Origin of the sequence: Nocardioides sp. (assembly GCF_030655615.1) — a bacterium.
Classification (GTDB): domain Bacteria; phylum Actinomycetota; class Actinomycetes; order Propionibacteriales; family Nocardioidaceae; genus Nocardioides.
The window spans coordinates 1-15,305 of record NZ_JAURVJ010000208.1 but is presented as its reverse complement, the minus strand read 5'-3'; the positions used below and the strand labels follow the sequence as shown (position 1 = coordinate 15,305).

General features: G+C 72.3%; 16 protein-coding genes and 1 pseudogene. 13 read left to right on the top strand and 4 right to left on the bottom strand.

What is annotated here, in order from left to right:
* The first annotated feature begins 1 nt into the window (after position 1).
* The 4 genes from Q7T52_RS17920 to mctP all read left to right on the top strand — a co-directional run bounded on the left by Q7T52_RS17920 (position 2) and on the right by mctP (position 4,356).
* Positions 2-1,438 carry a M1 family metallopeptidase gene (locus Q7T52_RS17920; RefSeq protein WP_304804878.1) on the top strand — a complete coding sequence of 479 codons (1,437 nt, stop codon included), beginning with the start codon at positions 2-4 and terminating at the stop codon, positions 1,436-1,438.
* Entirely contained in the window at positions 1,435-2,352 is a 918-nt protein-coding gene (locus tag Q7T52_RS17915; protein WP_304804876.1) for an AEC family transporter, read from the top strand. The genes Q7T52_RS17920 and Q7T52_RS17915 overlap by 4 nt, the downstream gene beginning before the upstream one ends.
* A gap of 61 nt (positions 2,353-2,413) precedes the next feature.
* The gene (locus Q7T52_RS17910; protein ID WP_304804875.1) at positions 2,414-2,677 is read left to right on the top strand and encodes a DUF3311 domain-containing protein; all 264 of its coding nucleotides are present in this window, start codon (positions 2,414-2,416) and stop codon (positions 2,675-2,677) included.
* Positions 2,674-4,356: a monocarboxylate uptake permease MctP gene (gene mctP / locus Q7T52_RS17905; protein ID WP_304804873.1), complete on the top strand. Its 1,683-nt coding sequence runs from the start codon at positions 2,674-2,676 to the stop codon at positions 4,354-4,356. The genes Q7T52_RS17910 and mctP overlap by 4 nt, the downstream gene beginning before the upstream one ends.
* 3 nt (positions 4,357-4,359) lie before the next feature.
* Here mctP and Q7T52_RS17900 read toward each other — a convergent pair whose 3' ends face one another.
* Positions 4,360-4,938, bottom strand: a complete 579-nt coding sequence (locus tag Q7T52_RS17900; RefSeq protein ID WP_304804871.1) for a TetR/AcrR family transcriptional regulator — start codon at positions 4,936-4,938, stop codon at positions 4,360-4,362.
* Positions 4,939-5,104: 166 nt separating this feature from the next.
* On the opposite strand from Q7T52_RS17900, the gene Q7T52_RS17895 reads away from it, so the two are divergent.
* The 7 genes from Q7T52_RS17895 to Q7T52_RS17865 all read left to right on the top strand — a co-directional run bounded on the left by Q7T52_RS17895 (position 5,105) and on the right by Q7T52_RS17865 (position 12,196).
* Entirely contained in the window at positions 5,105-5,308 is a 204-nt protein-coding gene (locus tag Q7T52_RS17895; protein WP_304804869.1) for a hypothetical protein, read from the top strand.
* A 12-nt stretch (positions 5,309-5,320) separates the two neighbouring features.
* Entirely contained in the window at positions 5,321-6,430 is a 1,110-nt protein-coding gene (locus Q7T52_RS17890; RefSeq protein WP_304804867.1) for a 1-deoxy-D-xylulose-5-phosphate reductoisomerase, read from the top strand.
* Positions 6,431-7,801 carry an RIP metalloprotease gene (locus tag Q7T52_RS17885; protein ID WP_304804865.1) on the top strand — a complete coding sequence of 457 codons (1,371 nt, stop codon included), beginning with the start codon at positions 6,431-6,433 and terminating at the stop codon, positions 7,799-7,801.
* Positions 7,802-7,861: 60 nt separating this feature from the next.
* A complete protein-coding gene (gene ispG, locus Q7T52_RS17880; RefSeq protein WP_304804864.1) occupies positions 7,862-9,019 on the top strand; it encodes a flavodoxin-dependent (E)-4-hydroxy-3-methylbut-2-enyl-diphosphate synthase in 1,158 nt (385 codons plus the stop codon).
* A 28-nt stretch (positions 9,020-9,047) separates the two neighbouring features.
* Positions 9,048-9,893, top strand: a complete 846-nt coding sequence (locus Q7T52_RS17875) for a GNAT family N-acetyltransferase (protein WP_304804862.1) — start codon at positions 9,048-9,050, stop codon at positions 9,891-9,893.
* A gap of 31 nt (positions 9,894-9,924) precedes the next feature.
* Positions 9,925-10,293, top strand: coding sequence for a DoxX family protein (locus Q7T52_RS17870; RefSeq protein ID WP_304804860.1), 369 nt, complete (start codon positions 9,925-9,927; stop codon positions 10,291-10,293).
* A 133-nt stretch (positions 10,294-10,426) separates the two neighbouring features.
* Entirely contained in the window at positions 10,427-12,196 is a 1,770-nt protein-coding gene (locus Q7T52_RS17865) for a proline--tRNA ligase (protein ID WP_304804858.1), read from the top strand.
* A gap of 37 nt (positions 12,197-12,233) precedes the next feature.
* On the opposite strand, the gene Q7T52_RS17860 is transcribed toward Q7T52_RS17865, so the two are convergent.
* On the bottom strand, positions 12,234-12,836 hold the full coding sequence (locus tag Q7T52_RS17860; protein WP_304804856.1) for a TetR/AcrR family transcriptional regulator: 603 nt from the start codon (positions 12,834-12,836) through the stop codon (positions 12,234-12,236).
* 56 nt (positions 12,837-12,892) lie between these two features.
* Between Q7T52_RS17860 and Q7T52_RS17855 the strand changes: the two genes are divergently transcribed.
* On the top strand, positions 12,893-13,732 hold the full coding sequence (locus Q7T52_RS17855) for an alpha/beta fold hydrolase (RefSeq protein ID WP_304804854.1): 840 nt from the start codon (positions 12,893-12,895) through the stop codon (positions 13,730-13,732).
* 9 nt (positions 13,733-13,741) lie between these two features.
* Complete coding sequence (locus tag Q7T52_RS17850; RefSeq protein WP_304804853.1) at positions 13,742-14,449, top strand: HAD family hydrolase; 708 nt, start codon at positions 13,742-13,744, stop codon at positions 14,447-14,449.
* Positions 14,450-14,453: 4 nt separating this feature from the next.
* On the opposite strand, the gene Q7T52_RS20685 is transcribed toward Q7T52_RS17850, so the two are convergent.
* Together Q7T52_RS20685 and dhaM are read right to left on the bottom strand one after the other, a co-directional pair.
* Positions 14,454-14,792 (bottom strand): HPr family phosphocarrier protein, encoded by a 339-nt coding sequence (locus Q7T52_RS20685; protein ID WP_370692339.1) that lies wholly within the window; start codon positions 14,790-14,792, stop codon positions 14,454-14,456.
* Positions 14,769-15,164, bottom strand: a pseudogene (gene dhaM, locus Q7T52_RS20680) (dihydroxyacetone kinase phosphoryl donor subunit DhaM); the annotation flags it as partial. The pseudogene dhaM and the gene Q7T52_RS20685, both read right to left, overlap by 24 nt.
* Positions 15,165-15,305 lie beyond the last annotated feature (141 nt).

The window sequence follows — 15,305 nt, the reverse complement described above, 5'->3', positions numbered from 1 at the left end:
GGTGTCTCGGACCCGTCGCCTCGGAGCGCTGACCTCCACCGCTCTCCTGCTCGGGCTGCTGCCGTCGTCCGCGACGGGCAGCCTCCCGGCCGACGACCCCGCACCTGCCCGGCCTGCGCCGGGTGCGCCCGGCATCGGCGACCCCTACTGGCCGCTCGACGGCAACGGCGGCATCGACGTCCAGCACTACGACATCGACGACCGCTACGACTTCGCCACCGGCGAGCTCTCCGGTACGACGACCCTGACCCTGCGTGCCACCGCCGACCTCTCGCGGTTCAACCTCGACCTGCTGCTGCCGGTCTCCGCCGTCACCGTCGGCGGCACCCCGGCCGCCTTCACCAAGACCAGTGCGCACGAGCTGCAGGTCACCCCGGCGGCGGCCCTGGCGCGCGGCGCCACCACCGACGTCGTCGTGACCTACGCCGGCCGCCCCGGACCGATCCGCTACGCCGGCGAGCGCAACTGGCTCGCCGACGAGGACGAGGTCGTCACGATGAACGAGCCCCACATGGCGCCTTGGTGGTACCCCGCCAACGACCACCCGCGCGACAAAGCGACCTTCGACATCACCGTCACGGGTCCGGCCACCCACCAGGTCGTCTCCAACGGCCTGCTCGTCGACCGCACGGTCGACGGTGCGGTGGCGACCACGCACTGGCGCTCGGTGCACCCGATGGCGACCTACCTCGCGTTCTTCGCCCTCGGGCGCTACGACGTCGAGCAGTCCGTGCGGGGCGGGCTGCCGTCCTACGTCGCGGTCTCGCAGGAGCTCGAGCCGGAGCGTCGCGCGTCGGCGATGCGGTCGCTGCGCCGCAGCGGCGAGATCACCGCGTGGCTCGCGCAACGCCTCGGTCCCTACCCGTTCGAGTCGACCGGCGGCGTGGCGACGTCGCTGGGCGACCGCTTCGAGCAGGGCGCCTTCGCGCTCGAGAACCAGACGCGTCCGGTCTACCCCGACTACCAGGGCGTCGACATCGTGGTGCACGAGCTGACCCACCAGTGGTTCGGCGACTCGGTCTCGGTACGGCGCTGGCGCGACATCTGGCTCAACGAGGGCTTCGCGCAGTTCATGGAGGTCTACTACGACGCCCGGCACGGCGGCCCCACGGCCCAGCAGTGGCTGCGGCTGACCCGCAGCAGCTACGCGCGCTGGAACGTCGACATCGGCGACCCCGGACCGGGCCGGGTCTTCGACGACGCCGTCTACACCCGGGGCGCGATGGCCGTGCAGGCCCTGCGGCACCGGATCGGTGACCGCCGCTTCTGGCGGTTGCTGCGCACCTGGACCCGCGACCACCGCTACGGCAACGGCACCGTCGACGACTTCCGCGACCTCGCCGAGCGGATCACGGGCTGGCAGCTCGACCGGTTCTTCCGCGTGTGGCTGCGCGCGCCGCGGCCGCCGGCCAGGACCAGGGCCAACGGCCTGAGGTGACGGGAGTACTCGCCGGGTTCGCGACGATCGCGGTCATCATCGGCCTCGGGATGCTCCTGGCCCACACCGGCGTGATCGACGAGGCCGGCCAGCGCACGCTGAGCGCGGTGGCGTTCTTCCTGGCCAGCCCGGCGCTGCTCTTCACGGTGCTGCAGGACAACGACGTCGAGCGGATCTTCTCCGGAACGCTCGTCGCCGTCGTCGCGGGCGTCGTCGCGACCGTCTCGGTCACCGCGACGGTCGCACGGCTCCGGCGCGAGGAGCTCGGGCGCACGGTGATCGCGTCGATGTGCTCGTCCTACTGCAACGCGGGCAACCTCGGACTGCCCATCGCCGCCTACGTCCTGGGCGACGCCGCGCTGATCGCGCCGGTCCTCCTGCTGCAGATGCTCGTGCTGCAGCCGCTCGCCCTCACCGTGCTGGACGTCGCGGCGAGCCCGACCCGCCCGTCGTGGTCCCGGGTCGTCACCCGCCCGCTGCGCAACCCGATCACGGTCGCGAGCATCGCCGGCGTGGCCGTCGCCCTCAGCGGCGTCACCGTGCCGGCGGCGGTCAACGACCCGCTCGCCCTGGTCGGCGGGATGGCGGTCCCGTCGATGCTGCTGGCGTACGGCGTCAGCCTGCGCCTCGGGCCGCTCCCGGGTCGCGGCGTCCCGCCCGGCGAGCTCGGCCTGGCGGTCGGGCTCAAGCTCCTCGTGCAACCCGCAGCGGCCTACGCCGTCGGGCTGGCGGTCGGTCTCGAGGACGCCGCCCTGCTCGCGGTCGCCGTCATCTCGGCCCTGCCGACCGCCCAGAACGTGTTCGTCATCGCCGGTCGCTACGGCCGCGCCGAGCTGCTGGCGCGCGACGCGATCTTCGTCAGCACCCTGGGCTGCGTGCCGGTGGTGCTCGGGATCGTGGCGCTGCTCGCCTAGGCACGCCCTTGCCGCGAGCAGGCCCTCGTCGGGACGGCCGTCCGGTAGTAACGTCCGCCACATGAGTCTCGGGAGCTCGGGCGAGGACCAACGCCCGCACGACGGCACGCCCCCCACCGACCGCCGCAAGATCGCTTGGGCCTGCGTGTGCCTCGCGGTCCCCGTGGTCGCGCTGCTGTGGGTGCCGAGCTATGCGCGGGAGGACCCGTCGATCGGCGGCATCCCGTTCTTCTTCTGGTACCAGTTCCTCTGGGTCTTCCTCTGCTCCGGCTTCACCTGGACGGCCTACAAGCTCGTCGAGAGCGCCCGCGGGGGCCGGCGATGACGCCCCTGCTGACCGGCTCGGTGACCGACACCAGCGTCAACACGACGGCCCTCGTCGTGCTGATCGCGTTGTTCCTCCTCGTCACCGTGCTCGGGTTCATGGCGTCGCGGTTCCGCCGGGCGGAGAAGCTCGACAGCCTCGACGAGTGGGGCCTGGGCGGGCGCAAGTTCGGGACCTGGGTGACGTGGTTCCTGCTGGGCGGCGACCTCTACACGGCCTACACGTTCGTGGCCGTGCCGGCCGCGATGTTCTCGATGGGCGCCGTGGCGGGCTTCTTCGCCGTGCCCTACACGATCATCCTCTACCCGATCATCTTCGTCTTCATGGCGCGGCTGTGGTCGGTCAGCCACCGCCACGGCTACGTGACTACAGCCGACTTCGTCCGCGGGCGCTACGACGACCGGCAGCTGTCGCTGGCCGTGTCGGTCACCGGGTTCGTGGCCACCATGCCCTACATCGCGCTCCAGCTCGTCGGCATCCAGGCGGTGCTCGAGGTGGCCGGGGTCGGCGGTGGTGACAACGTCATCGCCAAGGACCTCCCGCTCCTCATCGCGTTCGCCGTGCTCGCGGCCTACACCTACTCCTCGGGCCTGCGGGCGCCCGCGGTGATCGCGTTCGTCAAGGACGGGCTGATCTACCTCGTCATCATCGTGGCCGTCGTCTACCTGCCCTCGCAGGTCGGCGGCTGGGGCGAGATCTTCGGGGCCGCCCAGGACAAGATGCAGACGACCAACCCCGCGACCGGCAAGCCCACCGGGAGCTACATCCCCGGCGACGGCCAGATGTGGGCCTACGCGACGCTGGGGCTCGGGTCGGCCATGGCGCTGTTCATGTATCCCCACTCGATCACCGCCAGCCTGTCGTCCGGCAGCCGCAACACGATCCGGCGCAACGCGGCGATCCTGCCGGCGTACTCGTTCGTGCTGGGGCTGCTCGCCCTGCTCGGCTGGGTGGCGATCGCGGCCGGGACCGACCCGACCGGCCTCGACGGTGAGAAGAACCCGCAGCTCGTGGTCCCGCAGCTCTTCGAGGACTTCTTCCCCGACTGGTTCGTCGGCGTCGCCTTCGCCGCGATCGCGATCGGTGCTCTCGTCCCGGCGGCGATCATGTCGATCGCCGCGGCCAACACCTTCTCGCGCAACATCTACAAGGAGTGGCTCAAGAAGGACGCCACGCCCCAGCAGGAGGCCAAGGTCTCCAAGCTGATGTCGCTCGTGGTCAAGGCGTTCGCGCTGGTGTTCGTGCTGACGCTCGACAAGCAGAACGCCATCAACTTCCAGCTCCTCGGCGGCATCTGGATCCTGCAGACCTTCCCCGCGATCGTCTTCAGCCTCTACACGCGGTGGTTCCACCGCAAGGCGCTGCTGGCCGGCTGGGCCGTCGGGATGGTCTACGGCACGGTCGAGGCCTACCAGATCTCCAGCGCCGCGACCGACCACTTCGGCGGCAGCCTCGCCGAGATCCCGGGCCTCGGCGACATGGGCTACGTCGCCATCACCGCGTTCGCCCTCAACCTGGTCGTCACGGTGGTGCTCAGCGTCGTCCTCAACGCCGCCAAGGTCTCCAACGGCACTGACGTGACCCGGCCCGGCGACTACTTCGCCGACGCCGGCGACCCGCGCGTCGACGCCGACCTCGAGGTGGAGGACCCGCTGGCCCGCGAGCCCGACCGTCCCTAGGGCTCAGCCGACCCGGGCACCGATCGTCAGCCGCACCGCGTCGGCGACGAACGCCTCGCGGTCGTGCGGCGACATGGGGAGCGCGGCGAGCAGGATGCCGTCGAACGACGCGACCACCACGGCGGCGTCGGCGGCGGGACGCGCCGGGTCGAGGGCGCCCAGGGCGCCGGCCACGAGGTCGACGACGCGGGCCTTGCTGGCGGCGACGACCGCGGCGATCTCGGGGTCGCGCCCGGCCTCGAGCGTGAGCTCGACCTTGGCGAGCAGCAACGGGGTCTCGTCGAGCCACCGGGTGAACAGGCCGGCGACCGCGGCCAGCGCCTCGGTGCTTCCCTCGTCGTGCTCACCGACCTCGTGCAGCACCCGGTCGACGTCGTCGGTCAGGCGTCGGGTGACGCGTTCGGCCAGGGCCACGTGGAGGGCCTGCCGGGTGCGGAAGTAGGCCGAGGTCGTGCCCTCGGCGAGGCCGGCCGACCGGTCGACGGCGCGGTGGGTGAGCCCGCGCAGGCCCAGCTCGACCACGACGTCGAGCGCGGCGTCGAGCAGGAGGCCGCGTCGCTCGGCGGCGACGGGACGCGCCATCGGTCGCTCCTGGGGTCGGGGTCGGGGTCGAGGTCGGGATCGGGCTCAGCGGGGCGCCCGGGTGTGGCGCAGCAGACATCCTCCCTCACTTGCCCACGGGTTCCTCCCGACGTAGTTTCTACATCAGTAGATTCTACATTCGTAGAAGAACTCAAAGGAGCCTCTCATGTCGTTCACCCTGCTGCCCACGATCGTTCCCTGGGCGATCGGTTTCGCCGCCGTCGCACTGCTGGGGCTGGTCCTCACCGTCGTCGCGGTCGTCGACCTCGCCCGCACCCACCAGCGCGCCGTCGTGGCGTCCCCCGTCCAGACCGGCGCTGCCACCGGCCGGCCGGTCCGTCGCGCGAGCACCCGCCTGCACCACGCCTGACACACTCGCCGCATGGCGGCACCCCCCAGCACCGGGCGACGCGACGTCGTCGTCCTCGGCTCCACCGGCTCGATCGGCACCCAGGCGCTCGACGTCGTGCGCCGCAACCCCGACCGGTTCCGGGTCGTCGGGCTGACGGCCGGTGGCGGCAACCGCGACCTGTTCGACGCCCAGGTGGCGGAGTTCGCGCCCGGGTTCCACGGGCTGGGGGAGGAGGCGTCGACCGAGGCCGCCGGCCGGCCGTGCGACGTCGTGCTCAATGGCATCACCGGGGCCGTGGGCCTGCGGCCCACGCTGGCTGCGCTCGACGCCGGCACCACCCTGGCCCTGGCCAACAAGGAGTCGCTGATCATCGGCGGCCCCCTGGTCCGCGACCGGGCCGGGCCCGGTCAGATCGTGCCGGTCGACTCCGAGCACAGCGCGATCGCGCAGAGCCTGCGGGCCGGGACCGCCGGCGAGGTGCGCCGCCTGGTCCTGACCGCCAGCGGTGGCCCGTTCCGCGGCCGCACCCGTGACGACCTCCGCTCGGTCACCCCGGAGCAGGCGCTGGCCCACCCCAACTTCGCGATGGGCAAGGTCATCACCACCAACTCCGCGACCCTGGTCAACAAGGGGCTCGAGGTGATCGAGGCGCACCTGCTCTTCGACGTGCCCCTCGACCGGGTCGACGTCGTCGTGCACCCCCAGCAGCTCATCCACTCGATGGTGGAGTTCGTCGACGGCGCGGTCGTGGCCCAGCTCGGCCTGCCCACGATGCTGGTGCCCATCGCGCTCGGCCTCGGCTGGCCCGACCGCGTGCCCGACGTGGAGACCCCGATCGACTGGACCCGGGCCGCCGACTGGCGCTTCGAACCGGTCGACGACGTCGCGTTCCCGGCGATCGAGCTGGCCCGCGAGGCCGGGCAGCGGGGGAGCACCGCCCCGGCGGTCTACAACGCGGCCAACGAGGTGTGCGTCGAGGCCTTCCACGACGGCCGGCTCGCGTTCGTCGAGATCGTCGACCGTGTCGCGGACGTCGTGCGCGCCCACGACGTACCCTCGGAGCACACGCTCACCGTCGACGACGTGCTCGCCGCCGACGGCTGGGCCCGCGACCTGGCGCACCAGCTGATCGGAACCTGAATGACCGTCCTCCTCTACGTGCTCGGCGTGCTGATCTTCTTCGGCGCGATCCTGACGTCGATCGGCCTGCACGAGCTCGGTCACATGATCCCGGCCAAGAAGTTCGGCGGGAAGGTCACCCAGTACTTCGTCGGCTTCGGGCCGACCGTGTGGAGCAAGCAGATCGGCGAGACCGAGTACGGCGTCAAGGCCATCCCGCTCGGCGGCTACGTCAAGATCGTCGGGATGCTGCCCCCGGCGGCCGCCGACCTGGTCGACTCCGTCGAGCACGACGAGGACGGCAACGCCGTCCAGCGCGTCCGCAAGTCCAACACCGGCATGTTCACCCAGCTCATCAGCGACGCCCGGGCCGCCGAGTGGGAGCTCGTCAAGCCCGAGGACTCCGACCGCCTCTTCTACAAGATGGCGTCGTGGAAGAAGGTCGTCGTGATGGCGGGCGGCCCGACCGTCAACCTGCTGATCGCGTTCTTCCTGTTCTGGGGCATCTTCGCGATCCACGGCGTCGAGGGCGAGACGACCATCAACGCCGGGCAGCCGGTGATCAGCGAGGTGTCGGAGTGCCTGATCCCCTACGCCGAGCAGCGCACCAAGTGCGAGGCCGACGACCCCAAGACCCCCGCCTACGAGATCGGGCTGCGGCCCGGTGACACCGTCACCGAGTTCAACGGCGTCGCGATCACCGGCTGGACGCAGCTGCGCGACCTGATCCGCGACAACGCCGAGGGCGACGCGGTCATCACCTACGAGCGTGACGGCCAGGTCATCACCGGGACGACCAGCACCACGGTGCAGGCCCGCCCCGACCCGACGAGGTCCGACGACAAGGTCCTCACCCAGGTCGGCTTCCTCGGTGTCACCCCGTCGACGACCACTCCGCTCGAGAAGGGCGGCCCGCTCTTCACCCTCGGGCAGATGGGCCACATGACCGTCGACACGGTCAAGGCCATCGGGACCCTGCCGGTCAAGGTATACGGCGTCGGCGAGGCGGTCCTCGGCCTCCAGGAGCGCGCCGCCGACAGCCCGGTCAGCATCGTCGGCGGTGGCCGGTTCGCCGGCGAGACCACGTCCGACAGCAACGTGTCGACCGAGAACAAGGTCCTCTTCCTGATCCTGCTGGTGGCGGGGTTCAACCTCTTCATCGGCCTGTTCAACTTCGTGCCGCTGCTCCCGCTCGACGGCGGCCACATCGCCTCCGCGCTGTGGGAGGCGACGCGGCGACGCCTCGCCCGGCTGCGCCGCCGGCCCGACCCCGGCTACGTCGACGCGGCCCGGCTGCTGCCGATCGCCTACGTCGTCGCGAGCGTCATGCTCGTGATGGGCGTGGTGCTGATCCTGGGCGACCTCGTCGCCCCGGTCGAGCGCCCGCTCTGACCCCACCCTGACGGTGTCGCGGACTCGGGGGTCCGAGGGGCCCGGCAGTAGCCTGGAGCCATGACCTTGACGCCCATCAGCCTGGGCATGCCCGCCGCGCCCCCGCCCGTGCTGGCCCCCCGTCGTACCACCCGTCAGATCCAGGTCGGCAAGGTCGGCGTCGGCAGCGAGTCGCCGGTGTCGGTGCAGTCGATGACGACCACCGTGACCGCCGACGTCAACGCCACGCTCCAGCAGATCGCCGAGCTGACGGCGACGGGCTGCGACATCGTCCGCGTCGCCTGCCCCGACCAGGTCGACGCCAACGCGCTCGCCGAGATCGCCCAGCACTCGCAGATCCCGGTCATCGCCGACATCCACTTCCAGCCCAAGTACGTCTTCGCCGCGATCGATGCCGGCTGTGCGGCCGTCCGGGTCAACCCCGGCAACATCCGCAAGTTCGACGACCAGGTCAAGGAGATCGCCCGCGCCGCCCAGGACCGCGGCACGAGCATCCGGATCGGCGTCAACGCCGGGTCGCTCGACAAGCGGCTGCTCGAGAAGTACGGCAAGGCCACACCCGAGGCGCTCGTCGAGAGCGCCGTCTGGGTGGCCGGGCTGTTCGAGGAGCACGGGTTCCGCGACTTCAAGATCTCGGTGAAGCACAACGACCCGGTGATCATGGTCCGCGCCTACGAGCTGCTGGCCGAGGCCGGCGACTGGCCGCTCCATCTCGGTGTCACCGAGGCCGGCCCGGCGTTCCAGGGCACCATCAAGTCGGCGACGGCCTTCGGCGCGCTGCTGAGCCAGGGCATCGGCGACACCATCCGCGTGTCGCTGAGCGCGCCTCCGGTCGAGGAGGTCAAGGTCGGCATCCAGATCCTGCAGTCGCTCAACCTGCGTCCGCGCAAGCTCGAGATCGTCAGCTGCCCGTCCTGCGGGCGCGCCCAGGTCGACGTCTACACGCTCGCCGAGCAGGTGACCGCGGGCCTCGACGGCCTCGAGGTCCCGCTGCGGGTGGCCGTGATGGGCTGCGTCGTCAACGGACCTGGCGAGGCGCGCGAGGCCGACCTCGGCGTCGCCTCCGGCAACGGCAAGGGCCAGATCTTCGTCAAGGGCGAGGTCATCAAGACCGTCCCGGAGTCCCAGATCGTCGAGACGCTCATCGAGGAGGCCATGCGCCTCGCCGAGGGCATGGAGGCCGTCGACGGCGCCTCCGCCGCGGTCTCCGTCTCCTGACCCTGTCGATGGTGACTAGGGTTGGCGCGTGCCAGCCAGTCGTCACGGGGTCCGGGTCCTGGGGACCCCCGACCTCGAGGCCTTCCTGAGGCTCGCCAACCGCGACCCCGTCGCCAACGTGTTCGCGCTCTACCGGGCGCGTACGACGAGCCTCGAGCCGCGCTGGCTCGGTGGCGAGATGTGGGGCCGCTTCGACGCGGGCGAGCTGGTCGCCGCGTGCCACGTGGGTGCCAACCTGGTGCCGATCGAGGCGACCCCCGACGACGCCCGCGCGTTCGCCGAGCGCGCCCTCACCCGCAGCCGCACCGCGACCACGATCGTCGGGCCGCACGAGGCCGTCCGGACGTTCTGGAACGGCGTCGCCGGCACGTGGGGCCGACCCCGGGAGACCCGCTGGATGCAGCCGCACATGGTGATCGAGGGCAAGCCCGCGGTCGAGGCCGACCGGTTCGTCCGGCGTACCGAGCGCGCCGACCTGCCGCTGCTCTATCCCGCCTGCGTCGCGATGTACACCGAGGAGGTCGGCGTCTCGCCCGAGGCGGGCGGCACCGGCGACCTCTACCGCGCCCGCGTCACCCAGCTGATGTCGCGGGGCTGGTCGTTCGCCCGCTTCGACGGCGGCCGGCTGGTCTTCAAGGCCGAGGTCGCCTGCGCCACCGCCGACGCCGCCCAGATCCAGGGCGTCTGGGTGCCGCCCGACCGTCGCGGCGAGGGCCTCGCCGTCGCCGGGATGGCTGCCGTCGTCCAGATGGTCCAGGCCGACATCGCGCCCCTCGTGTCGCTCTACGTCAACGAGTGGAACCAGCCCGCCCGACGGGCCTACAAGCGGGTCGGCTTCGAGGAGACGACGCGGTTCTCGACCGTCATGTTCTGACGCCGACGCCCGGGTTTCCTAGGATCGCCCGGTGACCATCGCGCGCAGCACCCGGTTCCTCGCCCTCGGCTTCCTCGGCAGCGGCCTCATCCACCTCGTGAAGCCCCAGGTCTACGAGCCGATCATGCCGTCGTGGGTGCCCGCGCACCGCGAGGTCATCCTCGGCAGCGGGGTCGCCGAGCTCGCCCTCGCCGCGGGGCTCCTGGCGCCGCCGACCCGGCGGCTCGCCGGCTGGGGGAGCGTGGGGCTCCTGCTCGGCGTCTTCCCGGCCAACGTCAAGATGGCCGCCGACGCGCTCGGCACCGACAACACCGCGCTCAAGGTCGGTGCGATCGCCCGGCTCCCCGGCCAGTGGCCGATGATCAAGGCCGCGCTCGCCGCGACCAGGCGCCCCGCCTGACGGGCTCGCACCTCGCGCGCGCGGTGGTCGACGCGGTCCCGCCGGGGGCTCGCCCGGCTCGACCGTCGTGGAAGCGACCGGCGTACCCGAACTGATTGGTGGGCGCGGTCGGGTCACCCGTAGCCTGCACCTCATGATCATGCGGATGTCGACCCTGTTCGTGCGCACCCTGCGCGACGACCCTGCCGACGCCGAGGTCCCGAGCCACCGCCTGCTCGTGCGGGCCGGCTACATCCGCCGCGCGGCGCCCGGCATCTACTCGTGGCTGCCCCTCGGGCTGCGGGTGCTGCGCCGCGTCGAGGCGATCATCCGCGACGAGATGGACGGCATCGGCGCGCAGGAGCTCAGCTTCCCCGCGCTCCTGCCCCGCGAGCCCTACGAGGCGACCGGCCGCTGGACCGAGTACGGCGACGGCATCTTCCGGCTCAAGGACCGCAAGGGCGGCGACTACCTCCTCGGCCCCACGCACGAGGAGATGTTCACCCTGGTGGTCAAGGACCTCTACTCGTCCTACAAGGACCTGCCGCTCTCGATCTACCAGGTCCAGACCAAGTACCGCGACGAGGCGCGCCCCCGCGCCGGGCTGCTGCGCGGCCGCGAGTTCACGATGAAGGACTCCTACTCCTTCGACGTCGACGACGCCGGGCTCGAGGCGAGCTACCAGAAGCACCGCGACGCCTACATCCGGATCTTCGACCGGCTCGGCTTCGACTACGTGATCGTCAAGGCCACCTCGGGTGCGATGGGCGGCTCCAAGTCCGAGGAGTTCCTGGCCCGCGCCGCGGTGGGTGAGGACACCTACGTCCGCTGCACCAACTGCGACTACGCCGCCAACGTCGAGGCCGTCGAGGTACGCGCACCCGCGCCCACGTCCTACGACGAGACGCCGGCCGCGCACGCCGAGGCCACCCCCGCGACGCCCACGATCCAGACCCTCGTCGACCACCTCAACGCGGCCTTCCCCCGCGACGACCGGCCCTGGGCGGCCGGCGACACGCTCAAGAACGTCCTCGTGGTCCTCAAGCACCCCGACGGCACCCGTGAGCCCCTCGCCATCGGCATCCCCGGCGACCGCGACGTCGACCAGAAGCGCCTCGAGGGCCAGCTCGAGCCCATCGAGGTCGAGGCCATGGACGAGGCCGAGCTCGCCAGGCACCCCGCGCTGGTCAAGGGCTACATCGGTCCCGGCGCGCTCGGCGAGAAGAGCGCCTCCGAGATCCGCTACCTCGTCGACCCCCGCGTCGTCGAGGGCACCCGCTGGGTCACCGGCGCCGGCGTCGACGGCAGCCACGTGCTCGACCTCGTGGTCGGCCGCGACTTCACGCCCGACGGCACGATCGAGGCCGCCGACGTCCGCGACGGTGACGCCTGCCCGGTCTGCGACGTCGGCACCCTCGAGAGCGCCCGCGGCATCGAGATGGGCCACGTCTTCCAGCTCGGCCGCAAGTACGCCGACGCCCTCGACCTCCGGGTGCTCGACGTCAACGGCAAGCTCGTGACGGTCACCATGGGCTCCTACGGCGTCGGCGTCACCCGCGCCGTCGCCGCGATCGCCGAGGGCACCCTCGACGACGTCGGCCTGTGCTGGCCCCGCAACGTGGCCCCGGCCGACGTGCACCTCGTCGCGGCCGGCAAGGACGAGTCGCTCTACACGGCCGCTGAGGAGATCGCCCGCGAGCTCGACGCCGCCGGCGTCCGCGTCCTCTACGACGACCGTCGCGGCAAGATCAGCCCCGGCGTGAAGTTCAAGGACGCCGAGCTCATCGGCGTCCCGACCATCGTCGTCATCGGCAAGGGCCTGGCCGACGGCGTGGTCGAGGTCAAGGACCGCCGGACCGGCGAGCGCGAGGACGTCGCCGCCACGGCGGTCGTCGACCACCTGGTCGCGCTGGTGCGTTCCTGATCCGAGGTCCACACGGACACGTCCTCCTGGCTGGCCGCTAGCGGACCAACCCCCGCACCAGGGCGACCAGCGCGGCCCGCACCTCCGCGGTCGCGGCGGTCCGGTCCTGGGCGCGGGCGGCGTACAGCGCGGCCTCCTCGAGCGCGCCCACCAGCACGTGGGCGAGCGGCCGGACCGGCTGCGGCGCGATCGCGCCCGCGTCGACGAGGCCCTGGACGACCAGCTCGACGAGCCCGACGCCGTAGCCGCGACCGATCTCGCGCCACCGCTCCCAGCCGAGGGCCGCCGGCGCCTCGATGAGGACGATCCGGTGGATCTCGGGCTCGGCGCAGACGGTGAGCCAGGCGCCGATGTCGTCCTCGAGCGCGGCGAAGGGATCGGCGGCCGCACCGGCGCCGGCCGCACCGGCCGCGAGCCGGTGGACGATCTCCTGCTCGACCTGCTCGAAGACCGCGACGAAGAGCTCCTCCTTGCCCCCGAACTGGTGGTAGAGCGCGCCTCTCGTCACCCCCGCCGCCGACGCGATCTCGTCGGTACCGACCGCGGCGTAGCCCCGGGTCGCGAAGAGCGGGCGGGCGGCAGCGACCAGCGCGGCACGGGTGCCGGCCGTGCGCTCGGCCTGGGTTCGCTTGCTTTTCATACAACCTGTCCGTAAGTTACGTACAACGTGTTCGCAACGATAGCGGGGAGTCCTCCATGAGCAGCCACGGCATCGACCTCCCCGCCGGACGGGTCCACTACCGCGAGGTCGGACCCGCCGACGGGCGCGCCGTCGTCCTCGTCCACGGCTTCCTCGTCGACTCCTCGCTCTGGGGCGACGTGCCCGACCGTCTCGCCGAGCAGGGCTTCCGCTGCCTGGTGCCGACCTGGCCCCTGGGTGCGCACGCCACGGCGATGGGTGCCGACGCCGACCTGTCGCCTCGCGGCGTCGCTCGGATCGTGCTCACGTTCCTCGCCGCGCTCGACCTGGACGACGTCGTCCTCGTCGGAAGCGACACCGGGGGAGCGGTCTGCCAGCTGCTCCTCGACACCGACGCCTCGCGCGTCGGCCGGCTGGTGCTCACCGACTGCGACGCGTTCGACACCTTCCCGCCGTTCCCGTTCGACCTGCTCTTCCGTCTCGCCCGGCACCCGCGGGCCGCCCGCGTGGCGCTGCAGTCGATGAGGGTCGGCCGGCTGCGGACCAGCCGGCTCGGCTTCGGCTGGCTCGTGCGCCGGCGCCTCACCGCCGCCGAGACCCTGCCGTGGGTGACGCCCTACCTCAGCGACGCCGGCGTACGACGCGACGTGGCGAGGTTCGCGCGGGGCTGGAGTCGCGACGACCTCGTCGCGGTGGCGCCGAGCCTGGCGGCGTTCGAGCGTCCGGTGCTCCTGGTGTGGGCGCGGCGCGACCCCTTCTTCAAGCTGGCGCTGGCCGAGCGGCTGGCCGCGACGTTCCCCGACGCGCGCCTCGTCGTGGTCGACGACGCGCTGACCTTCGTCAGCCTCGACCAGCCGGAGCGCCTGGTCGCCGAGATCGTCGGTGCCGCCTCCTAGTCTCTGCCCATGGCTGAGCACACCATCGACGCGGTGATCTTCGACTGGGGCGGCACCCTCACGCAGTGGCACGACATCGACTTCCACGCCGAGTCGCTGGCGCTCGCGCAGGCGGTGGTCGACGTCGACCACGACGTCAGCGTGTCGGCCGAGCGGCTCCACCGCGCGGGCGACGTGATCTGGGGCCGCAGCCGTGACCACCAGCAGAGCTCGACGGTCGCCGACCTCTTCACCGAGGCCGGCCTCGCCCACGACCCCGACCTGCTCGCGGCCTACTACGAGTTCTGGGCGCCGCACACCGCCACCGACCCCGAGGTTGGGCCGCTGTGGGAGGCCCTCCACGAGCGGGGCGTCAAGGTCGGCGTCCTGTCCAACACGATCTGGCCGCGCGCGGTCCACGAGGGCATCTTCGACCGCGACGGGGTGCGCCACCTGATCGACGGCGACGTCTACTCCAGCGAGATCCCGTGGACCAAGCCGTCGCCGCAGGCGTTCCGGGCGGCGATGGACGCCGTCGGCGCGAGCGACCCCGCCCGCTGTGTCTACGTCGGCGACCGGCTCTTCGACGACGTGTGGGGCGCCCACCACGCCGGGCTGCGCGCCATCCACGTGCCCCACAGCGCGATCCCGCCCAGCCAGGTCGGCCACACCGAGGGCGAGCCTGACGCGGTGGCCCACCGCCTCGGCGACGTCCTCGACATCGTCACCGGCTGGTAGGCCCTCAGGCCTCGCCGAAGCCGTCGGCCACGAGCGCGGTGACCGCCCGGACCGCGGCGTCGGCGTCCGGCCCCGTGGCGGTGACCACGACCTCGGCGCCCGGACCGGCGCCGAGCGCCATCAGCTCGAGCGAGCTCGCCGCGTCGGCGCTGCGCCCGTCATGGGTGATCACCACCTCGGCGTCGAGGTCGCCGACTGCCGTCGCGAGCAGCGCCGCGGGCCGGGCGTGCAGGCCCTGCGGGTTGGTGAGCGTCAGGCGTGCGCCGTCCGGGCCGGTCGCGGGGTCGGCGGCGGTGGGTGCGACGTCACCCGCGGGACCGAGCGCTGCCCGCTTGGGGGCCAAGGCGTTCTCGGCCTCGGCGGTCACCGTCGCGAGGTCGGCGCCCCCGGCCGCGCGCACCACTGCCGCGACCAGTCCCTCGACCAGCGGGGCGCTGCTGAGCCGGACCTCGTGGCCGTCGGGCGGGCTCAGCTCGAGGGCCAGCTCGGCGCTGAGGACGGCGGAGCCGAGGTCCATCAGCACCAGGACGCCGTCGGGCGACGCAGCCGTCTCGAGCGCGGACGCCACCTCCGTGGCGTCGGTGCCCAGCCCGCCGTCGGTGGTGCCGGCGGCGACCGCGACCACCGGCCCGCCGCTCGGCACCATCTGCGCGGCCAGGTCGACCGCGGCCGCGGCGAGCGCGGCACTGTGCGAGACGACGACGATGCCGATCACGGGGTGCCGGGGTCGGCCGCGGGGTCGGCGGCGGGGTCGGCGACGGGGTCGGCAACGGTGTCGGCCAGGGCCTCGAGCAGCAGGGTGGCCGACGCCGAGCCCGGGTCGACGTGCCCGACGCTGCGCTCACCGAGATAGCTG